Consider the following 23,940-nt stretch of genomic DNA (forward strand, 5'->3'; position numbering starts at 1 on the left):
AAGGCTACCGTAAAGATAGCCTTTTCAAATATTAAAAAATATTATTGTTTAACCATAGTATAAGTATAAGCTCTAGGGTTACTTAAATCTAAAGTAATCAAATAAGTCCCAGCAGTAGTTCCAATATTTGTACCTCCACCTTCAAGAGTTCCATCGGCTCCAGTATCACCAAAGTTATAATCCCAATTGTTATTAGCTCTAAATTTCATTCCATTATCTGGAGCTGATTGAGTAGTTAAAGTAGCTATCAAAGTCCATTTTTTTGTAACTTTATCATAAGTCATTGGCGTATCAGCATCCCAACCTCCTGGTGTAGCATTACCTACAATTCCCCAAACTTGTTTAGTGGCTTTGTAAGTTAATTTTTCAGTATCAACTTCCATTTTATAAAATCCTGCAGCAGGAATTTTAAGATTATCAGGTCCAGATAACAATAATGTTCCTGGTGTAGCTCCAGCAGCATATTCTCCTGGTTGTGACCATGCAGGAGCGCTAGTAAATTTATATTCAGCATTAGCATCATTAAAATTAATGTACCCTTCAAAATCAACCTTTCCATAACCCGAAGCAGCTAATTTAGGAGATGAAGCAGGATCCCAATCTTTAGCGTAACCAGAAGCTTCTGCATATCCTCCTGGAACCCATAATTTAGGGCTTTCGGTAGTATAAGGAGTTACAACAATTCCAATTACATTAGAAAACATATTTGTTGTTCCTACAGTTGCTTTAATTCTAACTTCCATTTCAGAAGGAGAAAATGGAGTAGCATTAAGTGCCAATGCAGCACCGTTCATTGATTCTACTGATACCGAAACTTGATTATCAGAAGGCAAAGCACTCCCTATTTCTTTAGGAGTTTTAAATTCATTCCCCTTAGTGTCCATTTCGACTACATAGTTCACTTGAACATCTCCTCCAAAATTAGCTGATTTCCAAGTAAAACGTTCCGCTTGTGCAGCTGCATTTTCTGGAGTCAATATGTAAGCCACCCCGTCTGTTGGAGCTGTTAAAACAGGTGAATCAACACCTTCGATAACTGGTCTATCTTGAACGTCTTCAACGCTACATGACAAAGCAACTACCGCAAATAAAGCAATTATTGATCTAGTTATATTTTTCATTTTATATATTTTTTAAATTATTAGTATCCAGGATTTTGTTGTAACTTTTGATTTGATGCCAATGCAGTTGCAGGAATCGGGAATAAATTTCTATACGATTGTGTTGGAGATCCACTAGCGGCTCCACCTTTAAAAGGCCATAAATAAGCTCCACCAGTAAATTTACCAAAGCGAATTAAATCCGTTCGTCTATGTCCTTCCCAGTGCAATTCTCTTGCTCTTTCATCAAGAATAAAATTCAGGTTTAAATCACCTTCAGAAATTGTTGCTCCTTTTGCTCTTGTACGTAAAGCGTTAACGTATGTTGTTGCAGTAACCATATTAGCACCTGCTGCACCTCTAACGGCGCATTCAGCATACATTAAATATGCATCTGCTAAACGGAAAATAGGAAAATCTGAATCTGAAAAATCTCCAGATTTATCAGAACCTTGTACTCCGTTGACATCAACATTTCTAAATTTTTGAATTGCATATCCATCCGTAAAAGTTCCTAAATCTTTTATTTCTTTAGTTTGACCGTCTGTATAAAATTGTCCACGTGTATCAGCCGTATTTGCGTCAAATTTATCTACAAAAGCAGCTGTAGTTCTTATTCCTGCCCAACCACCGTTAATACCAAATTGTGCAGCATTCATTGAACCGCCTACTGCAGCGTGAGTTAAGAAAGTTGTTCCCCCATACGTTTGGGTATGAATACCATCAAATGCAATGGCAAAAATGAATTCGTTTTGAGCTCCATTTTTATCATTATCAGCAAAAAACAATTGGTTGTAATTTGCATGTAGACTATATGCTGATCCATTTATTTTAGTAATTAACGGCACTGCTTCAGCATAATGATCTACACCAATATATACTTTTGCATTCATATACAATTTAGCCTGTAACATCCAATCAGCAGCTTGATCTACACGATACTTCTCATTTGTTTTTGGCGCTTTTAATTGCCCTGCTATTGCAGTTAATTCTTCGTCAACAAATTTGTATAATTCTGCTCTAGTAGCATAATCTGGATAGTAAAAATTAGTTGGAGAATCTTCGGTAACTAATGACCCAGCACCAAATGTATCAATCAAATGCCAATACGTCATTGCTCTCAAAAAACGGGCTTCAGCTCTGTAAGTAGCAATCTCGCTTTTTAAAGTTGCATCCACACCTCTAGCTGCCAATTTCTCATCAGTAGTTTGGCGCAAAAATTCGTTACAGTTCACAATTTGAAAAGAGAAACGAGCAAAAGTAGCGTTAATAAAACTATCCGAAGATGTCCATGATTGTGAATGAAAATCTTTAATAGTTCCATCATTCCATCCTATAACTGCCTCATCAGTTGTTAATTCCTGCATCATCCAATACCCTCTAATGTATTGACTTGTTCCCTCGTCGATTCCTGAAATATCAGGTTTTCCTGCAGGACCTTGCTGCCCTGAAGTGGCAAAACCTGCATATAGTTTGGCCAAATTTTGCTTATACGATTCCGGCGTGCTGAAAAACTCATCACCAGAAACCGAATCTCCGTTGTCTGGAGATTGGATTAAATCATTGGTACATGATGGAAATGTAAGGACCAACAGTAACAAAGAAATACCCAATAGTTGTTTATATATATTTTTCATTTTTCTTATTATTTGTATTAGAAATTAACGTTTAAACCTAACGTAAATGTGATTGGTCTAGGATATAAATTTTTATCAATACCTCCAGAAATCTCTGGATCTAAACCATCATACTTAGTGATTGTTAAAATGTTTTGTGCAGATAATGTTAATTTAACTAATGATGTAGCATTTTCTTTTTGATTAAAAGTATATCCAACACTCACATTATCCAATCTGATAAATGAAGCATTTTGGATGTAATAATCTGAATGCAATTGAAAATCATTTGATTTAGTAAAACCGGTTTCTAAAAGGTTAGCAACTCCGTTATTTAAATCGGTATTTCTCGTTAAAACATTATTATAAACCCCTTTATTAGAATCTACGTTGTTATAATTATAATTACCCCATGAACCTCTCCAGTTCATTCCCATATCCCAGTTTTTATAAGTTACACTTGTATTAAAAGCATAAAAGACATCAGCTGCTGGTTTATGAAAACGGTATTTATCACTTTCATTAACGATACCATCTTTATTTCTATCGATAAAAACGCCTTCAAGTGGTTTACCATCGGCTCCATACGCTTGCTCATAAACAAAGAATGAATTTGGCGCATAACCAACTTGATGACTTTGAATGTAGTTTCCTGTACCTCCGTCAATTGACCCCACATCAGTTATACCAGGAGTGTTGTCTTGAGTCGTAGTTAATTTAGTGATTTTAGAATCTTGAAAAGTTACATTCCCACCAATAGTCCATTGAAAATTATCATTTCTCACTGGAATAACTTCAGCAGCTAACTCAATTCCCTTGTTGTCGATTGTCCCAATATTATAGTTGTCTTGATTTGAGAAACCAAAGAAAGCCGGATTGTAAGTAAACAATAAGAGATCTTTAGTAATTCTTTGATAAGCATCAGCACTACCTGTTATTCTATTATTGAACAATCCAAAATCAAGACCAACGTTTACTGTTGTTGTTTGTTCCCATTTCAAATTGCTATTGTACGGCTCTGGTCTATAAGTAGTATAAAAAGTATCCCCTATTTGATATTGAGCAGCATTATTAGACGCTAAATACAACGGAATTGAAGGATACGATTTACCAATATTTTGTTGTCCCGTTATACCCCAACCTCCTCTTAATTTAAGACTAGAAATAGCTTCCACATCTTTCAAGAAGTTCTCTTCGTTTAATTTCCATCCCACAGCAACTGCTGGGAAGTTTGACCAACGGTAATTCTCTGTAAATCTAGATGTACCATCTCGTCTCAAAGACATTGTCAATAAATATTTATCTGCAATGGTAATGTTTGTTCTTGCAAAAAACGATTGCAAGTTGATACGTGTTGGCGTAAACAACTCATTATTAGTCACTCCTCTTTCAAAATTATAAGAAGACTTGTTTTTTGATTCTTTAAAATCTTGGTACGTATATCCCCCTGTCACATCAAATTGTGTATCAATAGACTCAACCTTCTTATTGTAGTTCAAGTACAAGTCCATTAATTTATTATCACGAGACTCTAAATTTTTATACATATTGTTATATCCTGAACCTGAAAACCCATTACGGTAATCTGCCGCTGTATTACCATATCCAGTTCCAGTCATTTGATCATATCCAAAATTAGCTACGGCTTTTAAGTCTGGAAAAAAATGCAACTTATAATCCAACTGAACGTTTCCAATACTTCTATAGAAACTACCATAGTTGTTTTGTTGTTCGATTTGAGAAAGTGGATTAACTCCCGCTAATTGATTGATTTCAGTAGGAGAAGTTTGCCATTGAAAATAAGTACCATCAGCATTTCTAACTGGTTGTGAAGGATCAAAGCTAACCGCTCCACCAACAGCACCTGTAGTACTGTAATTACTTTTTATAACAGATGTATTATTATTTATTTCAATTTTCAAATGTTTATCAAAGAAATTTCCTGTAACATTAGCCCCAAGAGAAGTTCTTTGCATATTATCTCTTTTTAAAATTCCATTCAAATTAGCATATCCTACAGAAGCTCTGTACACTACATTATCAACACCACCACTTAAGGCAACATTATGATCCGTTCCAATTGCTGTTCTATAAATTTCATCTTGCCAATCTGTATTAGCAGTACCTACAAGTGCTTGTTGAGCTGCATTTCCATTTGCTGCAACAAACTCTTTAAATTGAGTACTTGATAATGCATCTACTTTTTTAGTAATTTCAGAAACCTGAAGATTACCATTATAAGAAACTTGCAATTCTCCTGCTTTTCCTTTTTTAGTAGTAATAATGATTACACCATTAGAAGCACGTGATCCATAAATTGCAGTAGCAGAAGCATCTTTTAATACTGAAATAGATTCAATATTATTTTGATTAATAGTAGATAATGGATTTCTACCACCCTCTACACCACCATTTGCAACTGGCACACCATCAATTACATATAATGGATCATTACTTGCTGAAAGTGAAGACCCACTTCTAATTCTAATAACCGGGTCAACTCCAGGTGAACCACCACCATTAATAATTTGTAAACCAGCTACTTTTCCTTGAATCATTTGATCTGCAGAAGTTACAGGCCCCTTGTTAAAATCTTTTGCTGATAAAACAGTTACGGCTCCAGTTGCATCTTTTTTCTTAACAGTACCGTAACCTACTTGGATTACAACTTCTTTTAATTGATTTTGATCTTCTTCTAAAGAAACTGTTACAGATTTTTGAGCTGTATAATTTATAACTGTACTTTTATATCCGATAAAAGAAAAAACGATTTGATCACCCTTCTTTACATTTGATATTTTAAAATTTCCATCAAAATCTGTTGAAACGCCAGTTACTGCGCCTTGTACATTTACATTTACCCCAGGAATTGGCTGTCCCGATATTTTATCAAGAACAGTCCCTTCAAGAGTATTCTGAGCAAGAATACTAAAAGGCAATAGCAGTACTAAAAATAACAACTTTTTATAAATTGTTTTCATACTTTTTGTTTAAATTAATTTGTTTATTTTGAGATTTACTCTTACTTCGAGCGTTAAATTTATGTAAAATTTGATGTGCCCAACGAAGCCCCTTTCATATTGGCTTACGAAAACGTGATAGTGTTGAAAAGTTTCTACATTATTTAATTTTATAAGGGTTAAATTGCCATAAATAAAAACAAACATTGTCTTTATTACGAATATTAAAATAATTATTCACTTTACAATTATGAAAAGGAAAGTAACACTCAAACAAATTGCAAAAGAACTTGATGTTTCTATTTCCACCGTTTCAAAATCGCTTAGAAATAGTTTAGAAATTGGTGAAGAAACTCGATTAAAAGTGCAAGCTTTTGCTAAGTTTTATAATTACAAACCAAACAATATTGCCCTAAGCTTAAAAAATCGAAAAACGAAAGCCATAGGAATTATTATACCAGAAATAGTCCATCATTTCTTTTCGACAGTCATCAACGGAATTGAACAAGTAGCCAATGAATATGGATATAGTGTAATTATATGTCTCTCTGACGACTCTTTTGACAAAGAAGTACTTAACATGGAACTGCTAGCAAACGGAAGTATCGATGGATTTATCATGTCTCTTTCTAAAGAAACCCAATTAAAAGGAGACTTCAATCATATTACCGAAGTCATTAATCAAGGGATGCCCGTAGTTATGTTTGATCGTGTCACTAACGATATTCTTTGTGACAAAGTTATTATTGATGACAAATCTGCAGCTTACGAAGCCGTTCAAAGTTTAATAGATAAAGGCAAGAGAAAAATAGCATTAGTCACCACCGTAGATTATGTAAGTGTAGGTAAACTAAGGACCGATGGGTATACCAAAGCATTATTAGACAATAACATCCCTTTCGACGAAAACCTAATTATCAAAATTGAAGATATTGATACATGCGAAATCATTATTGGAAAATTATTGGAAGACAAGGCCATTGATGCAGTTTTCGCCGTAAATGAACTTTTTGCCGTAACTTGTATAAAGACAGCCAGTAAAATTGGCTTAAGCGTTCCTGAAGATTTTGCAGTAATTGCTTTTACGGATGGGATTATTTCAAAATATTCTACGCCAACTATTACAACTGTAAGTCAAAATGGAATAAAAATGGGCAATAAAGCGGCAAAAATGCTTATTGACCGATTGGAATTAGAAGAAGACGAAGAGGAAAATTATAAAACTGAAGTGATAGAAACACATCTTATAGAGAGAGAATCCACAAATTAGCTTTTTAATTCTATATAATTCATTACTACAACCTTGTAGTAAAATATTTTCCTATTTTTTAAAAGTTAAAAATAGAAGTTTGGAAAAAAATTTTATATTTACACCCACCTCAAAGCTTTTACTTTTACTTCGAAAATAAGAACAAGTTTTGATAAGCATCGCGCTTATCGTATTATTAATATAAATTACGATAATGGAAAAGCGTAAGTTAAGTTTCTGGCAAATTTGGAACATGAGTTTTGGATTTCTAGGAATACAAATGGGATTTGCATTGCAAAACTCTAATGTTAGTAGAATATTTCAGACTTTAGGTGCAAACATTGATGACATCCCTATTTTATGGGTTGCTGCTCCTTTAACTGGATTAATTATTCAACCAATTATTGGTTATTTCTCTGATCGAACTTGGACCAAATTAGGACGAAGAAAACCTTATTTTTTAGCAGGAGCAATTTTAGCTTCGGCAGCTCTATTTGTTATGCCAAACTCTCCAGTGTTATGGATTGCGGCAGGAATGCTTTGGATTATGGACGCTTCGATCAATGTCTCTATGGAGCCATTCCGTGCATTTGTAGGAGATAATCTTCCTGAAAAGCAACGTACCATGGGGTTTGCTATGCAAAGTTTCTTCATTGGAATTGGTGCCTATTTTGCGTCAAAATTGCCTTTAATTTTTACTCATTTGGGTGTTCAAAACACTGCTCCTTTAGGTATTATTCCAGACTCTGTAAAATATTCCTTTTATTTTGGTGGTATTATATTTATAGTTACTGTTCTATGGACTGTAATTACGTCCAAAGAATATTCTCCAGAAGAATTAGCCGCTTTTGAAAAACACAAAGAAATCACGTTTGTAAAAGAAGATCATTCAGCAGAATGGTTTACCTCCAACGGAAAATCTCATTTAACTAAGGGAACTCTATTTTTAATTGTAAGTATCCTATTTTCATTTGTAATTTATCATTTTGATTTAAAGAAAGATTTATACGTTTTATCTCTTGGGCTTATTGGCTTAGGTGGTCTCGCAATGGTTGCTTCAGGATTAATGCAAAAAACCAATAACACCAAAAATGGTTTTGTTACCATTATGAATGATTTCCAGTTTATGCCAAAAATCATGAAACAGTTGGCTTGGGTACAATTCTTTTCTTGGTTTGCCCTTTTCTCCATGTGGATTTACACCACTCTTGCCGTAACACAACATATTTACGGAACGACTGATACCACATCAGTTGCCTACAATACAGGAGCAAATCAAGTGGGAGAAATGTTTGCTAACTACAATTTAATTGCCGCAATCGCTTCTTTTTTATTGCCCTTATTAGCAAAATACACGAGTAGAAAATTCACCCACTTTGCTGCATTAGTTTGCGGTGGAATTGGTCTTATATCTATCTATTTCATAAAAGAACCTACCACATTTACTATGGAATGGCTTCCAATGATAGGAGTTGGAATTGCATGGGCAAGTATTTTATCAATACCCTATGCTATGTTATCTGGCTCTTTACCTTCTGCCAAAATGGGGTATTACATGGGAGTTTTTAACTTCTTTATCGTAATTCCGCAACTAGTTGCTGCATCCATTCTAGGATTTTTAGTATCCCAAATTTTTAACAATGAACCCATATACGCATTATTAATTGGTGGAGCTTCCATGATTCTTGCCGGAATTATTGCTCTTATTATTAATGACGAATCCAAAATTACAATCAATGAATAAAAAAGCATTCATATTCGACCTTGACGGAGTTATAGTAGATACCGCGAAGTACCATTATTTAGCATGGCAAAAAATTGCACAAGAATTAAATATTGATTTCACACTAGAACACAATGAACTATTAAAAGGAGTAAGTCGTGTACGTTCTCTTGATATTATATTAGAATTAGGAAAAGTTGAAGCGTCACAAGAAGATAAAAACAAATGGTTGATTCAAAAAAATGAAGAATATCTCACCTATCTTGTTGATATGGATCAAAGTGAAATCTTACCCGGAGTAATGCCTATTCTACAGTTTTTAAAAGATAAAAACCAACCCATAGCATTAGGATCAGCAAGTAAGAATGCAAGACCTATTCTTGAAAAAACAGGAATCATACATTATTTTGATGCTATTGTTGACGGGAATGATGTTACCAATGCCAAACCTGATCCAGAAGTTTTCTTGATAGCAGCAAAATTATTAGGATCAAAACCGGAAGATGCTATTGTTTTTGAAGACTCTGTTGCTGGTGTTCAAGCAGCCAATATTGGTAAAATGACAAGCATAGGAATTGGCGAAGAAAAAACACTTCATGAAGCTAAGTATATTTTTGAGGATTTCACTCATATTGAATTTGCTTTCATCGAAAAATTGATTAATAAATAAAGAATTGAAATTATTGGAAAGCTAATTTTCAGTATTTAAATAAAATTAAAAAAATGAACCAAGATTATATAAAACCAGACAATTGGTCCATCATTGAAGAAGGATTTGATTCAGAAAGCGTAAAATCATCAGAAAGCCTTTTTAGTATTGGAAATGGTGCTATGGGACAACGTGCTAATTTTGAAGAAAATTATACTGGCCCTACTTTTCAAGGAAGTTATATTGCTGGGATTTATTATCCAGATAAAACTAAAGTGGGTTGGTGGAAAAATGGCTACCCTGAATATTTTGCGAAAGTATTGAATGCACCCAACTGGATTGGAATTGATATTGAAATCAATGGCGAGAATTTAGATTTAAACACCTGTGTTGAAGTAAACCATTTTCGTCGTGAATTGAATATGAAAGAAGGATGGTACAACCGTTCATTTGAAGCCAAGCTAAAAAATGGTACTGAAATCGCCGTAAACGTACATCGCTTACTTTCACTGGATTTGGACGAAGTAGGTATCATAAATTATGAAATTACGCCATTAAATAAAGACGCAAAAATAGTTTACAAACCGTACATCGATGCAGGTGTAACAAATGAGGACGCCAACTGGGATGAAAAATTCTGGGAGCCACTTGAAGTAAAACATGTAGGCAACGAAGCTTTTGTTACAGCACAAACCTTCAAAACACATTTCAAAGTGACCACTTTTATGCAAAACAGCATCTTAGAAAATGGTCGAAACTTAAATATTTCACCTAGCAACTTTGAAACAGGTACAGACAAAATTCAAAGTAGTTATGCTGTTATTGTCGCTCAAGGCAAAAAATCATCTATTCAAAAAATAGGGGGATATACCGTTTCTTTAAATCATACAAATACTTTTACAGCAGCCGAAAAAGCAATCCAACTTGCTTTAACAAAAGGGTACGATCAATTGTTACAAGATCAAATTGATGCTTGGGCAAAAATTTGGGAAATGTCAGATATTACTATTGATGGTGATGTGAAAGCGCAACAAGGTATCCGATTTAATATTTTCCAATTGAACCAAACTTATTTAGGTAAAGACAGCCGATTAAACATCGGTCCAAAAGGATTTACTGGAGAAAAATACGGAGGATCAACCTATTGGGATACTGAAGCGTATTGTATTCCATTTTATATGGCGACCAAAGACCAACAAGTAGCTCGAAACTTATTGACGTACCGTTACAATCAACTGGATAAAGCAATTGAGAATGCCGAGAAAAACCTTGGATTCAAAGATGGCGCAGCATTATACCCGATGGTTACCATGAATGGTGAAGAGTGCCATAATGAATGGGAAATCACGCATGAGGAAATACATAGAAATGGGGCTATCGCTTTTGCAATCTTCAATTACTACCGTTTTACTGGCGATTATTCTTACATCCCAGAAAAAGGATTAGAGGTATTAATAGGTATCGCTCGTTTTTGGCATCAAAGAGCAAATTTCTCCAAAGACAAAAATCAATATGTTATTCTAGGAGTTACAGGTCCTAATGAATATGAAAACAACATCAACAATAATTTCTACACCAATTATATTGCTAAATGGTGTATTGATTATGCGCAAGAACAAATTCAGAAAGTTTCTTTAGAATACCCATCAGATCATAAACGTATTATTGAGAAAGTAAAATTATCTGATGCTGAATTGCAAGAATGGAAGAAAGTAGCAGGAAATATGTATTTCCCAAAATCAGAAGAACTAGGAATCTACTTGCAACAAGATTGCTTTTTAGATAAAGATCTTGTTCCTGTAAAAGACTTAGACAAATCACAACGCCCTATCAATCAAAAATGGTCTTGGGACAGAGTATTACGTTCTCCTTATATCAAACAAGCCGATGTATTACAATGTTTCTATTTCTTTGAAGAGCATTTCTCTAAAGAGGAACTGAAACGTAATTTTGAGTTTTACGAATCGTTCACAGTACATGAAAGCTCTCTTTCGCCTTGTGTTCATTCCATTCAAGCGGCTTCCCTTGACAAAATGGAAATGGCATATACATTCTACTTAAGAACATCGCGACTAGATCTAGATGATTACAACAAAGAAGTAGAAGAAGGGTGTCATATTACATCAATGGCCGGTACCTGGATGAGTATCGTAGAAGGATTTGGCGGAATGCGAGTAAAAAATGACACGCTGCACTTTTCTCCAAAAATTCCAAAAGAATGGAAAGGGTACTCCTTTAAAATAAATTTCAGAAATCAAATTCTAAAAGTGGCTATCAATCACAATCAAACCACTTTTTCAGTAGATGGAACAAAGGAATTGACAATAATCGTAAATGGCAAACCAGTTGTTGTTTCCCCTACTCTATAACAATTTAATTGTAAAGAACTTGTAGATAATTCTTTCTCTTAGAAAAGGCTAATTTGCCTACAAACAATCCCAATTTTATTGGGATTGTTTAATTTAAACTAATACTTCTTTAGTAATCCTACTTTTCTAACCATCTACCATAAAATAATTTCAATAATGTTCAAAATATCCTTAAATATGAATAAATTTGGTTACACGCAGTCAAAAAACAAAGCTTTTATAAAAAAAATAACCCTATTCCTTTTTTTTATGTCCCTATCCATAAATGCTCAAATCGATAAAATCGAACCTCCATTTTGGTATGCGGGAATGCATAATCCAAATTTACAGATTATGTTTTATGGCAAAGACATAGCTAAATATCAAGTCACCGTTTCAAATGAAACCAAAATAATCAATGTCAAAAGAACAGAAAATCCCAACTATATTTTTGTGACTATTGACACACAAAAAACACTTTCTACCGATTTAGTTTTTAGCTTTAAAAGCAACAACAAAGAACTATTTACTCAAAAATATTCCATCAAAAAAAGACGTGAAAACTCTGCTCAACGCAAAAGTTTTGATGCCTCTGATATGTTATATTTATTAATGCCCGATCGTTTTGCTAATGGAAATCCGGACAATGACAGTAACGACAACACTGTCGAAAAATACAATCGTGATTTACCTGGTGGAAGACATGGAGGAGACATACAAGGTATTATAAACAATTTAGACTACATTTCATCGCTGGGAGCAACAGCAATATGGAGTACACCACTTTGTGAGGATAATGACCCCGCTTTCTCTTATCATACTTATGCGCAATCTGATGTTTATAAAATTGACCCTCGTTATGGAACCAATGAAGATTATGTTCGTCTGTCATCAGAAATGCATAAAAAAGATTTGAAATTAGTCATGGACTATGTAACCAATCATTGGGGAATTGAACATTGGATGATGAAAGACTTGCCAACAAAAGACTGGGTACATCAATTTGATAATTATACGCAAACCAATCATAAAAGATCAACAATCACCGACATCAACGCCTCTGAATTTGATAAAAAAGTATGTTTAGATGGCTGGTTTGTTCCCTCAATGCCCGACTTGAACCAATCAAATCCTTTGGTGTTAAATTATTTGAAACAAAATGCAATTTGGTGGATTGAATATGCAAATGTAGATGGCTTTAGAGTAGACACCTACAACTATTCTGACCCTAAAGGAATTGCCTCTTGGACAAAAGCAATTACTGATGAATACCCAAATTTTAATATTGTAGGGGAAATTTGGATGCAAAGTCAAGCTCAAATGGCGTATTGGCAAAAAGATAGTAAAATTGGAGCCATCCAAAACTTCAATTCAAACTTACCAAGTGTAATGGATTTTACGTTACATGATGCTATTGAGACTGTTTTTAACGAAGATGATGGAAATTGGAACAAAGGGATGGTGAAAATGTATGATAATTTTACAGAAGATTTTTTATATCCAAATCCAAATAACATTATGGTTTTTGCTGAAAATCATGACACCAGTCGATTTAACGAACTCTACAATAATGATTTCAACAAGTATAAAATGGCAATGGCCTTGATCGCTACTGTACGAGGAATTCCTCAATTATATTACGGTAGTGAAATAGGAATGAGAGGAGATAAAAACAAAGGAGATGCTGATATTAGACAAGATTTTCCTGGAGGTTGGAAAAATGATGAAAATAATGCATTCATAAAAGAAGGAAGAACAGACTGGCAAAATCAATACTTCGACTTTACTTCGAAACTTTTTAATTGGAGGAAAACCAATGAAGCGGTTCATTTCGGAAAAATGACCCACTATATCCCCGAACACAATGTCTATGTTTATTTTAGATATACCGAAAACAAAACGGTAATGATTGTTATGAACAATAGTAAGGAAGATCATACTATAAAAACAGATCGTTTTCAAGAAAACATCAAAACCCATAAAACAGGAAAAGATATCTTAACTGATCATACTTATAACTTATCTAATGAAATTAATATAAACAGTAAATCTGTTTTGATATTAGAATTAGAATAGTTTTAGATACTTGATACATCTCTTTAATTTACTTTTCGAATAAAAATATGAAAAAAAATACAGCCCTCATTTTACTTTTTACAATGGCATTCTTTGCTAGCTGTTCCAGTACAAAAACAATTAAGAAAAATAATTCAATAAGTGAAACCCCATTTGTTTGGGAGTCAGCAAGTGTTTATTTTTTATTGACTGATCGTTTTAACAATGGAGATAAATCCAATGATTTAAACTTTAACCGAAATAAAACTGCTGGAAAACTTCGTGGTTTTGAAGGGGGAGATATTCTAGGTATTTCTAAAAAAATTGACGAAGGGTATTTTGATAAATTAGGAATAAATGCCATTTGGTTTACACCTATTGTAGAACAAATACATGATGCCGTTGACGAAGGAACTGGCTTAAGCTATGGCTTTCATGGCTATTGGGCTAGGGATTGGACTGCTTTAGATCCTAACTTTGGAACTAAAAAAGATTTGGCCGCTTTGGTTCAAAAAGCACATGCACATGGCATTCGTATTATTCTAGATGGCGTAATAAACCACACTGGACCAGTAACAAATGATGACACTATTTGGCCTTCGGATTGGGTGCGAACAGGACCACAATGTGATTATAAATCCTTTGAAACTACAACCGTTTGTACCTTAGTAAAAAACCTTCCCGATGTAAAAACCGAAAGCAATCAAGAAGTTACACTTCCTCCTTTTTTAATCGAAAAATGGAAAAAAGAAGGGCGTTATGAAAAAGAAGTCACTTCATTGGATGCATTTTTCAAAAGAACGGGATACCCTAGAACCCCAAAAAATTATATCATAAAATGGCTAACCGATTATATCGCTGAATACGGAATTGATGGTTATAGAGCTGATACGGTTAAACATACTAATGAAAGTGTTTGGTCCGATTTCAAAACACAATGTAATTATGCATTTGCAACTTGGAAAAAAAACAATCCTACGAAAGTACTAGATAACAACTCTTTTTACACCATTGCCGAAGTCTACAATTACAACATTAGTGCAGGTAAATATTTTGATTTTGGAGATAAAAAAGTAAACTATTACGAAAACGGATTTAACAACATGATCAATTTCGAATTCAAATGGGATGCACAAAAAGACTATGAATTTATATTCTCTAAATATTCTAAAATCTTAAACGGAGAATTAAAAGGATATAGTGTTTTAAACTATTTGTCTTCACATGATGATGGAGGCCCTTTTGATGCGGCAAGAACCAAAAACAAAGAAACTGCAACAAAATTATTGCTTTCTCCAGGACTTGCACAAGTCTATTACGGAGACGAGTCAGCGCGTTCTTTAATTGTCGAAGGTACAGAAGGCGATGCCACCTTGCGATCCATGATGAATTGGGACGATATAACAACAAATTCTGATACGCAAAAAGCACTTTTACACTGGCAAAAACTAGGACAGTTTAGAAAAAATCATCCCGCAATTGGAGCTGGAGTTCACCAAGAAATTTCTGCGCAACCTTATACTTTTTCAAGAACGTATTCTAAAGGGAATTACACTGATAAAGTAGTTATTGGACTGGATTTACCAATAGGCAAAAAAGAACTTTCAGTAGGAACTATTTTTGCTAATGGAACAAAATTAAAAGATGCCTATTCTGGAAAAGAAACTACAGTAACAAATGGTAAGGTGACCATCGATTCTCCATTTGATATTATTCTATTAGAAAAATAAACAGTCCCATAAAATATGAAAAGCACAATCCAAACACGGTTTGTGCTTTTTTATTTTAGCTACCTTTGTAAAAAATCTATACCATGTTAAAAATTGGGCATCGAGGTGCAAAAGGGCATAAACCCGAGAATACCTTAATAGGTTTTCAAAAAGCCATCGACCTTCATGCTAATCGAATTGAGCTTGACGTTCATTTAAGTGTAGATAATGAATTAATGGTTATTCACGATGAAACAATCGATAGAACAACCAATGGTAAAGGTTTTGTAAAACAGTTTTCATTGCTTGAATTAAAACGTTTTCTCATAGAAAAAGAACATCATATTCCAACTTTATCAGAAGTTCTAAACTTGATTGATCAAAAATGTGACATCAATATTGAGTTAAAAAGTTTTGAAACTGCAGATAAAGTAGTGGATCTAATTGAAAAATACGTTTCAGAAAAAAACTGGATATACAGTCAATTTTTGGTTTCTAGTTTTGATTGGAACGCTTTACAAAAAGTGGCTGCTGCAAACGCACTAATTCCTATTGGGGTTATAACAGAAACGGATTTGGATCTGGCATTGGCTTTCGCCAAAGTTATCCAAGCAAAATCCATTCATCCTTATTTTCATTTGTTAAACAAAGAAAATACGGCCCAATTACAGGAAAAAGGATTTCAAGTATTCCCTTGGACGGTCAATGAAACTGAAGACATAAAAAGAATAAAAACATATCAAGTAGACGGAATCATATCTGATTTTCCCGATAGATTATAAATTTTGCTTTAAGCAAAAACAACAAAAATATGAATCAAGATTTTGATATAATAATAGTAGGTGGTGGTGCAGCAGGCTTTTTTACTGCCATTAACATCGTTGAGAAAAACCCAAAACTCAAAGTCGCCATCCTAGAACGTGGAGCAGAAGTATTGCAAAAAGTACGCATTTCGGGCGGAGGAAGATGTAATGTGACACATGCTTGTTTTGAACCCAATGAATTGGTGAAATTTTACCCTCGTGGAGAAAAGGAACTGCGCGGTCCCTTCCATCAGTTTTGTTCTGGAGATACAATTGAATGGTTTGAAAAACATGGCGTAGAATTAAAAATGGAAGACGATGGAAGAATGTTTCCCGTTTCTAACTCCTCACAATCCATAATTGATTGTTTTTTAACCGCAACACAAAAACTAGGCATAAAAGTCTTGACAGGACAAAGTGTACAATCTATTTTCAAAAAAGAAAATATTTGGAAAATAGAAACGCAAAGCGAGAATTACATTGCGGAGAAATTAATTCTTGCCACCGGAAGCAATCCTAAAATATGGGAAATGCTACAAACGTATGGTCACGCCATTGTAAGCCCAGTCCCTTCCCTATTCACTTTTAACATCAAGGATTCACGAATCAAGGAATTACCCGGAGTTGCTGCATTAGCAACAGTAAAAGTAAAAGACAGCAAACTCGAATCGACAGGTCCTCTATTGATTACGCACTGGGGAATGAGTGGACCAGCAGTTTTAAAACTATCCGCTTGGGGTGCCCGAATACTACATGACAAAAATTACCAGTTCACCATATTCGTGAATTGGCTGAATGATGTTGACGCTACTGATGCAGAGAAAAAATTAAAGGAATTAAAACAAGAACACGCAAAAAAAGCGGTCTCTAAGAAATCACCATTTGACTTCCCCAACCGTTTATGGGAAAGTTTAGTTCTTTCCTCAGGAATTGATACCTCGACTACGCTCGGTACTACAAAATGGGCTGATTTATCAAAAACTCAATTGCAAAACTTAGCCAATCAATTGACAAATGGAACTTTTCAAGTCAATGGAAAAAGCACTTTTAAAGAAGAGTTTGTAACTGCTGGCGGAATTGACTTAAAAGAAATCAACTTCAAAACTATGGAAAGCAAATTGCATAAAAATCTATATTTTGCTGGAGAAATAGTAAATATTGATGCCATTACAGGAGGATTTAACTTTCAAAATGCATGGACAAGCGGATTTATATTGGCGAATGCCATATAAAAAACATTTTACAAACCATTAATTAACAAGAAATTACACCTTTGCTAAGTTTTCATTAAGACGAATCTAATAATTTTACTATCAAGTTATTCCATTCGAAACCTATGAAAGTAAAACTACTCAGCACCCTAATTTTATTCACTTCTCAATTTAGCTTCTCACAAACAATCAAAGGCAAAGTCGTATTTAATAATTATGCTGTCCCAAAAGTGGAAGTAATTAATGCAAATTCAAAAATTATTACTGTTTCTGATCCAAACGGTGAATTTTCAATTGTCGCAAAAACGAATGATGTTCTTGTATTTATATCGAAAGAACATCAATTAAAAAAACTTACCACAAACCCTAAACTATTTACAAATGGCGAATTAATTATTGATTTGCTTTTAAAAGCAGAAGAGCTAAATGAAGTGGTAATTACAAATATACCTTCAATTCATTTATGTTCAGATGCCAATTACGAGCAAAAAAAATTAGATGAATACGCTTTAGAAAAAGCTACCAGCTCCATTAAAGTAATTGGAGTGAACACTGGAACAATTGAAAACGAGGCTAATTTCATGCGAATTGGAGGTATGCTTTTTGGTCTTTTGGCAAAAGAAAAAGAACCTCAAAAAAAAGAGGTGCCAAAAATAAAATTCAAAGACTTAGTTAATACAACTTGTGATCAGAACTATTTTCTAGAAACCTTAAAACTAAAACCAGATGAAATAGAACTGTTCCTTCAATTCTGTGAAGCAGACCCAAAATCTAAAACAATTGCAGAAACTAATAATGCATTAAGCGTAATGGATTTTTTATTTACCAAAAATATCGAATTCAAAAAACTATAGTTAATATTTATTGGCAACGGAATCGTTTAATTTCCAACTAAAGTCTTCAATACTGAGACTTTTTGACTTTACGACTTTTATCTTTCGACTAACTTATCTATTCAACCACCAAATACTTGCATTCAACACCATTGCAAAACTGACCCAAGCCAAATACGGTATAAATAAATAACCCGCTATTTTATTGATTTTGGAGAATTGAGTATAGGTTTCAAATATCATTAACCACAAAAGAATAATCTCTATTCCCGCCAACATGGGGTTGTGTAGACCAAAGAATAAATACGACCACAAAGCATTTAATCCCAACTGAATTGCAAATATAATTAAAGCCTTTTTTACTAACTCTTTTTCAAAATCAATTTGATCCCAAACCAGCCCTGCGGCAATACCCATCATAATATAAAGCATACTCCACACAGGAGCAAAAATCCAATTGGGCGGATTAAAACTAGGTTTTACCAATGTAGGATACCAAGTAAGAATTGCAGAACGAGTAACAGTTCCAGACAAATAACCAATAGCAAGACAGGTGACAACTATAGTAAGTATTTTAGTAAGTTTATTCATTTTTACGTTTTTCTAATGTGAGCCAAATTTACTTAAAACTTTCTAATGATTAAATCAATTAAACGAATAAACCTATAAAGCAAAAAAAGTATCTTTGTGAAAATTTTACAATTCATGTTGACAACAAACGATTTTATACCTACTACATATTCTCATACTATAGAAAGCGGTAATTTTCAATGGAGTGCACCCAGTAACATCGCTCTAGTAAAATATTGGGGAAAAAAGGACAATCAGATTCCGGCTAATCCATCGGTGAGTTTTACTTTGAACAACTGTAAAACGATTACCAAATTAGCTTTCGCCAAAAAAGAAAACCAAGACACCTTTTCTTTCGATTTGCTATTTGAAGGAAAACCAAAAGAAGATTTCAAACCAAAAATTCAAAAGTTCTTGGAACGAATAGAAGTTTACCTTCCCTTTTTGAAGCACTACCATTTTACAATTGACACTCAAAATACGTTTCCGCATAGTTCTGGAATCGCTTCGTCGGCATCTGGAATGGCAGCTTTGGCAATGAATTTAATGAGTTTAGAAAAAGTACTAAATCCAGCAATGACTGAAGAATACTTTTATCAAAAAGCGTCATTCCTTGCCAGATTGGGATCAGGAAGTGCTTGTCGAAGTGTAAAAGGAAAAGTAGTTGTTTGGGGAAATCAAGCCAATATTCAAGGGAGTTCTGATTTATTTGGAGTTGAATTTCCAAATAAGATACACGATAACTTCAAGAATCACCAAGACACAATTTTACTAGTAGATAAAGGCGAAAAACAAGTTTCGAGCACCGTAGGTCATGATTTAATGCACAACCATCCATATGCCGAAAGACGTTTCGAACAGGCACATGAAAACTTAGACAAACTAATTGCTGTTTTTGAAAGTGGTGATTTGAACGAATTCATTAAAGTGGTGGAGAGTGAAGCCTTAACTTTACATGCTATGATGATGACTTCAATGCCGTATTTCATTTTAATGAAACCCAATACCTTGCAAATTATCAATGCGATTTGGAAATTTAGAAATGAAACCAATATTCCTGTTTGTTTTACTCTAGATGCAGGAGCAAATGTTCATGTATTATATCCCGAAAACGTTAGCGAAACAGTTTTACAATTTATTAAGGACGAATTAGTTGGCTTTTGCCAAAATGGGCAGTACCTTTGTGACGAAATTGGAATTGGGGCTGTATTGAATTAGTCTATTTTTTTGTTTATCTTTATTTTTTTAAAGATTTGAAATTATGGATATTGAGTCTGAAAAATTAGAAATAATTAAATTGTTATTAGATACTAATGACAAGACTATAATTGAGGCAATAAAAAACATTTTCGAATTACAAAAGAGAGTTGTTTGGAACGAATTAACACCTGAGCAACAAGAAAAAATTGACTCTAAAATTCTAGAAGAGAATCGAGGAGATCAAGTAGATTTATAAAAAAAACAAGAAATAATTACCAACCCCAAATTGTTAATTCCTAAATAAATATGAAAGGACCATTATTTTACTCAAAAATATTACTCTTTGGAGAATACGGAATTATTCGTGACTCTAAGGGTTTGTCTATTCCTTATAATTTTTATAATGGAGCATTGAAAAGAAATGAAAATCCTTCGGCAGAAGCAATTGCATCAAATGCCAGCTTAAACCGTTTTGCTGTGTATCTTGAAGCTTTACAACAAGAACAACCTACTCTTGTAACATTTGACCTAGCTACTTTGAAGCAAGATATCGAAACAGGAATGTACTTTGACTCTAGTATCCCGCAAGGATACGGTGTAGGAAGTAGTGGAGCGCTTGTAGCAGCTATTTACGATAAATATGCGCAAGATAAAATCACTGTTCTTGAAAATTTGACACGTGAAAAACTTTTGCAATTAAAAAATATATTTTCTCAAATGGAGAGTTTTTTCCACGGAAAAAGTTCTGGTTTAGATCCTTTAAACAGCTATTTGAGTATTCCTATTTTAATAAACTCCAAAGACAACATTGAAGCAACTGGAATCCCAAATCAAAGTTTTGACGGGAAAGGAGCTGTATTTCTGCTGGACTCAGGAATTGTAGGAGAAACGGCACCTATGGTTAATATCTTTATGGAGAACCTAAAAGACAAAGGATTCCGTACGATGTTGAAAAATCAGTTTGTAAAATATACTGACGCTTGTGTAGAGAATTTCTTGGGTGGTGACATGAAATCTTTGTTCATGAATACTAAAAAATTATCAAAAGTAGTTTTGAATAACTTCAAACCTATGATTCCAGAGCAATTTCATGCCATTTGGCAAAAAGGAATTGACACCAATGATTATTATTTAAAATTATGTGGTTCTGGTGGAGGCGGTTATATTCTAGGTTTTACCGAAGATTTAGAACGCGCCAAAGCATCTTTACAAGATTATAAATTAGAAGTGGTCTATCAATTCTAATAGAACCTGAAAAATAAATTTAAAGCTTAAAATTCTTTGTGGTTTTAAGCTTTATTATTTTAAAAAAGTATGGCATTAAGCAGAAAGTATAAGCTTTTATTAATGAAGATAGTCAGTTTATTCTCAGTAGTAAGAGGATATAATATCCCTATCATTATACTAGCGCAGTATCTTTCGGCAATTTTTATTCTGGCACCAGAGAAAAGAGCCATTGCTATTCTATTGGATTTTAATTTGTTTTTACTCGTATTTGCATCTGCTATTACCATTGCTTCCGGCTATATTATCAATAATTTTTATGACAGCCAAAAAGATCTAATCAACCGTCCTAACAAATCAATGCTAGACAGATTAGTTAGTCAATCCACAAAACTAAAAGTTTATTTTGCATTAAACTTTTTAGCTGTATTGTTAGCCATATTTGCTTCTTGGCAAGCATTTATATTCTTTTCAGGATACATTTTTCTAATTTGGTTTTACTCTCATAAAATTAAAAAATATGCGGTTGTAGGCAATCTAACTGCTACAGTAATGGCTGTCATTCCATTTTTTGCCATTTTACTGCATTATTATTACAACCTCAGTTTTGAAGAGATTGAAAATTACAAAGGCCATTTTGCTGTAATTTTTGCACATGCTTGCTTTTTATTTTTACTATTACTTATTCGAGAAATGATTAAGGATTTAGAAAATTTAAAAGGAGATTTGGCTAATGATTACCAAACCATCCCAATTCGTTTTGGAGAAACGGTTTCTAAAAAGATAATTACTGTTTTGACACTTTTAACTATTTTTCCAGTTTACGTTTTAGTAGACATCTACGACGTTGGTTATATGGATATTTACTTTTATTGTTGTTTTATTATTCTAATTTTCTTCATACTATACCTGTGGAAATCTAATAAAAAAGAACAGTATTTATTACTTCATAATGTTTTGAAATTCCTAATTGTTGCCGGTGTTTTTTGTATTGTATTGATTAATCCATCTGTATTATGGAATGGTAAAAAGTTATTATTACTTATTTAAAAAATACAATTCAGGAATACCTAATTAACTTGTACTCTTAGCCCCGATTACTTCACATAATATTTATTTAAATTGGAGTTCAGTGAACCTTGTTTACAACGGCATTCTTTTACTTTTTCCTTTAAAAAGTAAAAGATAGAGTGAAAAGCGGGAAAAAGCTCCAAAAAAACGAAACAAAAACCTATTAGATAGATCGTTAGCGTTTTATAATTACCATATATCGATTGTCAACTATATAAATACTATCTTTGCACAAATTATAGAATATTATGAATAATAAGGAAGGCAATAATAAAAAAAGCGGTGCTAGACCAACGAGTTCTAGACCTAGCTCTAATAAGCCAAAACCTGCGATGCAAAAAAGGGCACAAGGGCCTAAAAAAGTAAAGGTAAATACTAAGGTTGCTGAAGTCGTTTCGGATAAAGTAGAGAAAAAACCGAATCAGGCTCCAAAGAGACCTAAGGTAAAAGATGAAATTCGTTTGAATAAATATATCGCAAATTCTGGTGCTTGCTCACGTCGTGATGCTGATATTTACATTCAATCAGGTACTGTTAAAGTAAATGGAATTGCCGTTACCGAAATGGGATATATGGTAAAACCAGGTGACGTCGTTAACTTTGACGGGGTAAAATTAACTCCAGAGAAAAAAGTATACATCTTATTGAACAAGCCTAAAAACTTCACGACAGCTCTTGACGAAGGTCAAGAATTTCGTAATGTTTTGGAACTGGTAAAAGGTTCTACAACTTCAAAAATTGGAGCTGTAGGGAGAATGGATAAAAATACGACTGGTCTATTATTGTTTACCAATGACACAGACATGATTCGTAAATTTACTTTACCTAGTCAAAAATCATCAAAAATTTATCAAGTTTCTCTTGACAAAAACTTAAAATTTGAAGATTTAGAAAAAATCAACAAAGGACTTGTTCTTGATGGACACCGTGTTTTTGTAGAAGACGTAAGTTATATTGAAGGAGAAGCAAAAAGTGAAATAGGTTTAAAACTGAGATCATCAAATGTAAAAGTAGTTCGTTCTATTTTTGAACATTTTAGTTATGATGTTTTAAGAATTGACCGTGTTTCATTTGCAGGTTTGACAAAGAAAAACTTACCAAGAGGAAACTGGAGATTACTTACAGAACAAGAAATTATCAATTTAAAGAACGTTTAATTCTTTATTTTTTTACTCATAAAAATCCCATTCGTGTTTATCGAAATGGGATTTTTTAATAATAGACCTCTATGACACCCGAAAAACTACAATCAATTGCCTTTAAATGGTTTGAGACTTTTAATAATAAAGAATTAGAAAAACTGTTGGCATTATATGATGACGACGCAGTACACTTTAGCCCTAAACTAAAAATACACCAACCAGAGACTAATGGTTTTGTATCAGGGAAAGAGGCTTTACGCCAATGGTGGCAAGGAGCATTTGACCGATTGCCTAGTTTAAACTATAAAGTAACCTCACTTACTGCCAATGGCGATCGTGTTTTTATGGAATACATACGAACAGTAGATAACGAAGAGGAAATGCTTATTGCGGAAGTACTTGATATTAGAAACGATAAAATTGTAGCTTCAAGAGTCTATCACGGATAAATTATTGTTTTATCAAATTTTATTATAG

General features: G+C 33.5%; 19 protein-coding genes. 15 read left to right on the top strand and 4 right to left on the bottom strand.

Translation table 11 applies throughout. The annotated features are described in order from the left end of the window. Nucleotides 1-41: 41 nt before the first annotated feature. From AB3G39_RS00645 to AB3G39_RS00655, 3 genes are read right to left on the bottom strand one after another with little or no spacing between them, the layout of a single operon-like run. On the bottom strand, nt 42-1,121 hold the full coding sequence (locus AB3G39_RS00645; RefSeq protein WP_367773247.1) for a SusE domain-containing protein: 1,080 nt from the start codon (nt 1,119-1,121) through the stop codon (nt 42-44). A gap of 20 nt (nt 1,122-1,141) precedes the next feature. Next, nucleotides 1,142-2,737, bottom strand: a complete 1,596-nt coding sequence (locus AB3G39_RS00650; protein ID WP_369769637.1) for a RagB/SusD family nutrient uptake outer membrane protein — start codon at nt 2,735-2,737, stop codon at nt 1,142-1,144. A gap of 17 nt (nt 2,738-2,754) precedes the next feature. After that, entirely contained in the window at nt 2,755-5,697 is a 2,943-nt protein-coding gene (locus AB3G39_RS00655) for a SusC/RagA family TonB-linked outer membrane protein (RefSeq protein WP_369765780.1), read from the bottom strand. Nucleotides 5,698-5,926: 229 nt separating this feature from the next. Here AB3G39_RS00655 and AB3G39_RS00660 point away from each other — a divergent pair, with 229 nt between their 5' ends. The 9 genes from AB3G39_RS00660 to AB3G39_RS00700 all read left to right on the top strand — a co-directional run bounded on the left by AB3G39_RS00660 (nt 5,927) and on the right by AB3G39_RS00700 (nt 18,277). Then, the gene (locus tag AB3G39_RS00660) at nt 5,927-6,946 is read left to right on the top strand and encodes a LacI family DNA-binding transcriptional regulator (RefSeq protein WP_369765781.1); all 1,020 of its coding nucleotides are present in this window, start codon (nt 5,927-5,929) and stop codon (nt 6,944-6,946) included. Nucleotides 6,947-7,139: 193 nt separating this feature from the next. Further along, nucleotides 7,140-8,669, top strand: a complete 1,530-nt coding sequence (locus tag AB3G39_RS00665; protein ID WP_367773238.1) for an MFS transporter — start codon at nt 7,140-7,142, stop codon at nt 8,667-8,669. Beyond that, complete coding sequence (gene pgmB, locus AB3G39_RS00670) at nt 8,662-9,318, top strand: beta-phosphoglucomutase (RefSeq protein WP_367756796.1); 657 nt, start codon at nt 8,662-8,664, stop codon at nt 9,316-9,318. Before AB3G39_RS00665 ends, pgmB begins: the two co-directional genes overlap by 8 nt. 53 nt (nt 9,319-9,371) lie before the next feature. Continuing rightward, nucleotides 9,372-11,666: a glycoside hydrolase family 65 protein gene (locus AB3G39_RS00675; RefSeq protein WP_369765782.1), complete on the top strand. Its 2,295-nt coding sequence runs from the start codon at nt 9,372-9,374 to the stop codon at nt 11,664-11,666. A gap of 177 nt (nt 11,667-11,843) precedes the next feature. Next, on the top strand, nt 11,844-13,721 hold the full coding sequence (locus AB3G39_RS00680; protein ID WP_369765783.1) for a glycoside hydrolase family 13 protein: 1,878 nt from the start codon (nt 11,844-11,846) through the stop codon (nt 13,719-13,721). A 47-nt stretch (nt 13,722-13,768) separates the two neighbouring features. Next, nucleotides 13,769-15,430 carry an alpha-amylase family glycosyl hydrolase gene (locus AB3G39_RS00685; RefSeq protein ID WP_369765784.1) on the top strand — a complete coding sequence of 554 codons (1,662 nt, stop codon included), beginning with the start codon at nt 13,769-13,771 and terminating at the stop codon, nt 15,428-15,430. Between the two features lie 83 nt (nt 15,431-15,513). Next, nucleotides 15,514-16,191, top strand: coding sequence for a glycerophosphodiester phosphodiesterase (locus AB3G39_RS00690; protein ID WP_367773230.1), 678 nt, complete (start codon nt 15,514-15,516; stop codon nt 16,189-16,191). Between the two features lie 29 nt (nt 16,192-16,220). Continuing rightward, nucleotides 16,221-17,444 (top strand): NAD(P)/FAD-dependent oxidoreductase, encoded by a 1,224-nt coding sequence (locus AB3G39_RS00695; RefSeq protein WP_369765785.1) that lies wholly within the window; start codon nt 16,221-16,223, stop codon nt 17,442-17,444. Nucleotides 17,445-17,548: 104 nt separating this feature from the next. After that, nucleotides 17,549-18,277 carry a hypothetical protein gene (locus AB3G39_RS00700; RefSeq protein ID WP_369765786.1) on the top strand — a complete coding sequence of 243 codons (729 nt, stop codon included), beginning with the start codon at nt 17,549-17,551 and terminating at the stop codon, nt 18,275-18,277. 93 nt (nt 18,278-18,370) lie between these two features. Here the strand turns inward: AB3G39_RS00700 and AB3G39_RS00705 are convergent, their stop codons facing one another. After that, nucleotides 18,371-18,847, bottom strand: a complete 477-nt coding sequence (locus tag AB3G39_RS00705) for a TspO/MBR family protein (protein ID WP_369765787.1) — start codon at nt 18,845-18,847, stop codon at nt 18,371-18,373. A 114-nt stretch (nt 18,848-18,961) separates the two neighbouring features. Between AB3G39_RS00705 and AB3G39_RS00710 the strand changes: the two genes are divergently transcribed. From AB3G39_RS00710 to AB3G39_RS00735, 6 genes are all read left to right on the top strand, one after another. Next, the gene (locus AB3G39_RS00710) at nt 18,962-20,044 is read left to right on the top strand and encodes a diphosphomevalonate/mevalonate 3,5-bisphosphate decarboxylase family protein (protein ID WP_369769810.1); all 1,083 of its coding nucleotides are present in this window, start codon (nt 18,962-18,964) and stop codon (nt 20,042-20,044) included. A 43-nt stretch (nt 20,045-20,087) separates the two neighbouring features. Continuing rightward, nucleotides 20,088-20,282, top strand: coding sequence for a hypothetical protein (locus tag AB3G39_RS00715; RefSeq protein WP_367756774.1), 195 nt, complete (start codon nt 20,088-20,090; stop codon nt 20,280-20,282). A gap of 50 nt (nt 20,283-20,332) precedes the next feature. Beyond that, nucleotides 20,333-21,271: a mevalonate kinase gene (locus AB3G39_RS00720; RefSeq protein WP_367773219.1), complete on the top strand. Its 939-nt coding sequence runs from the start codon at nt 20,333-20,335 to the stop codon at nt 21,269-21,271. Between the two features lie 69 nt (nt 21,272-21,340). Then, a complete protein-coding gene (locus AB3G39_RS00725; RefSeq protein WP_367773217.1) occupies nt 21,341-22,300 on the top strand; it encodes a geranylgeranylglycerol-phosphate geranylgeranyltransferase in 960 nt (319 codons plus the stop codon). Between the two features lie 269 nt (nt 22,301-22,569). Beyond that, entirely contained in the window at nt 22,570-23,478 is a 909-nt protein-coding gene (locus tag AB3G39_RS00730; protein ID WP_367756768.1) for a pseudouridine synthase, read from the top strand. A 71-nt stretch (nt 23,479-23,549) separates the two neighbouring features. After that, nucleotides 23,550-23,912 (top strand): nuclear transport factor 2 family protein, encoded by a 363-nt coding sequence (locus tag AB3G39_RS00735; protein WP_369753010.1) that lies wholly within the window; start codon nt 23,550-23,552, stop codon nt 23,910-23,912. The last annotated feature ends 28 nt before the right edge of the window (nt 23,913-23,940 follow it).

The organism is Flavobacterium sp. WC2416 (genome assembly GCF_041200095.1).
Taxonomy (GTDB): Bacteria; Bacteroidota; Bacteroidia; order Flavobacteriales; family Flavobacteriaceae; genus Flavobacterium.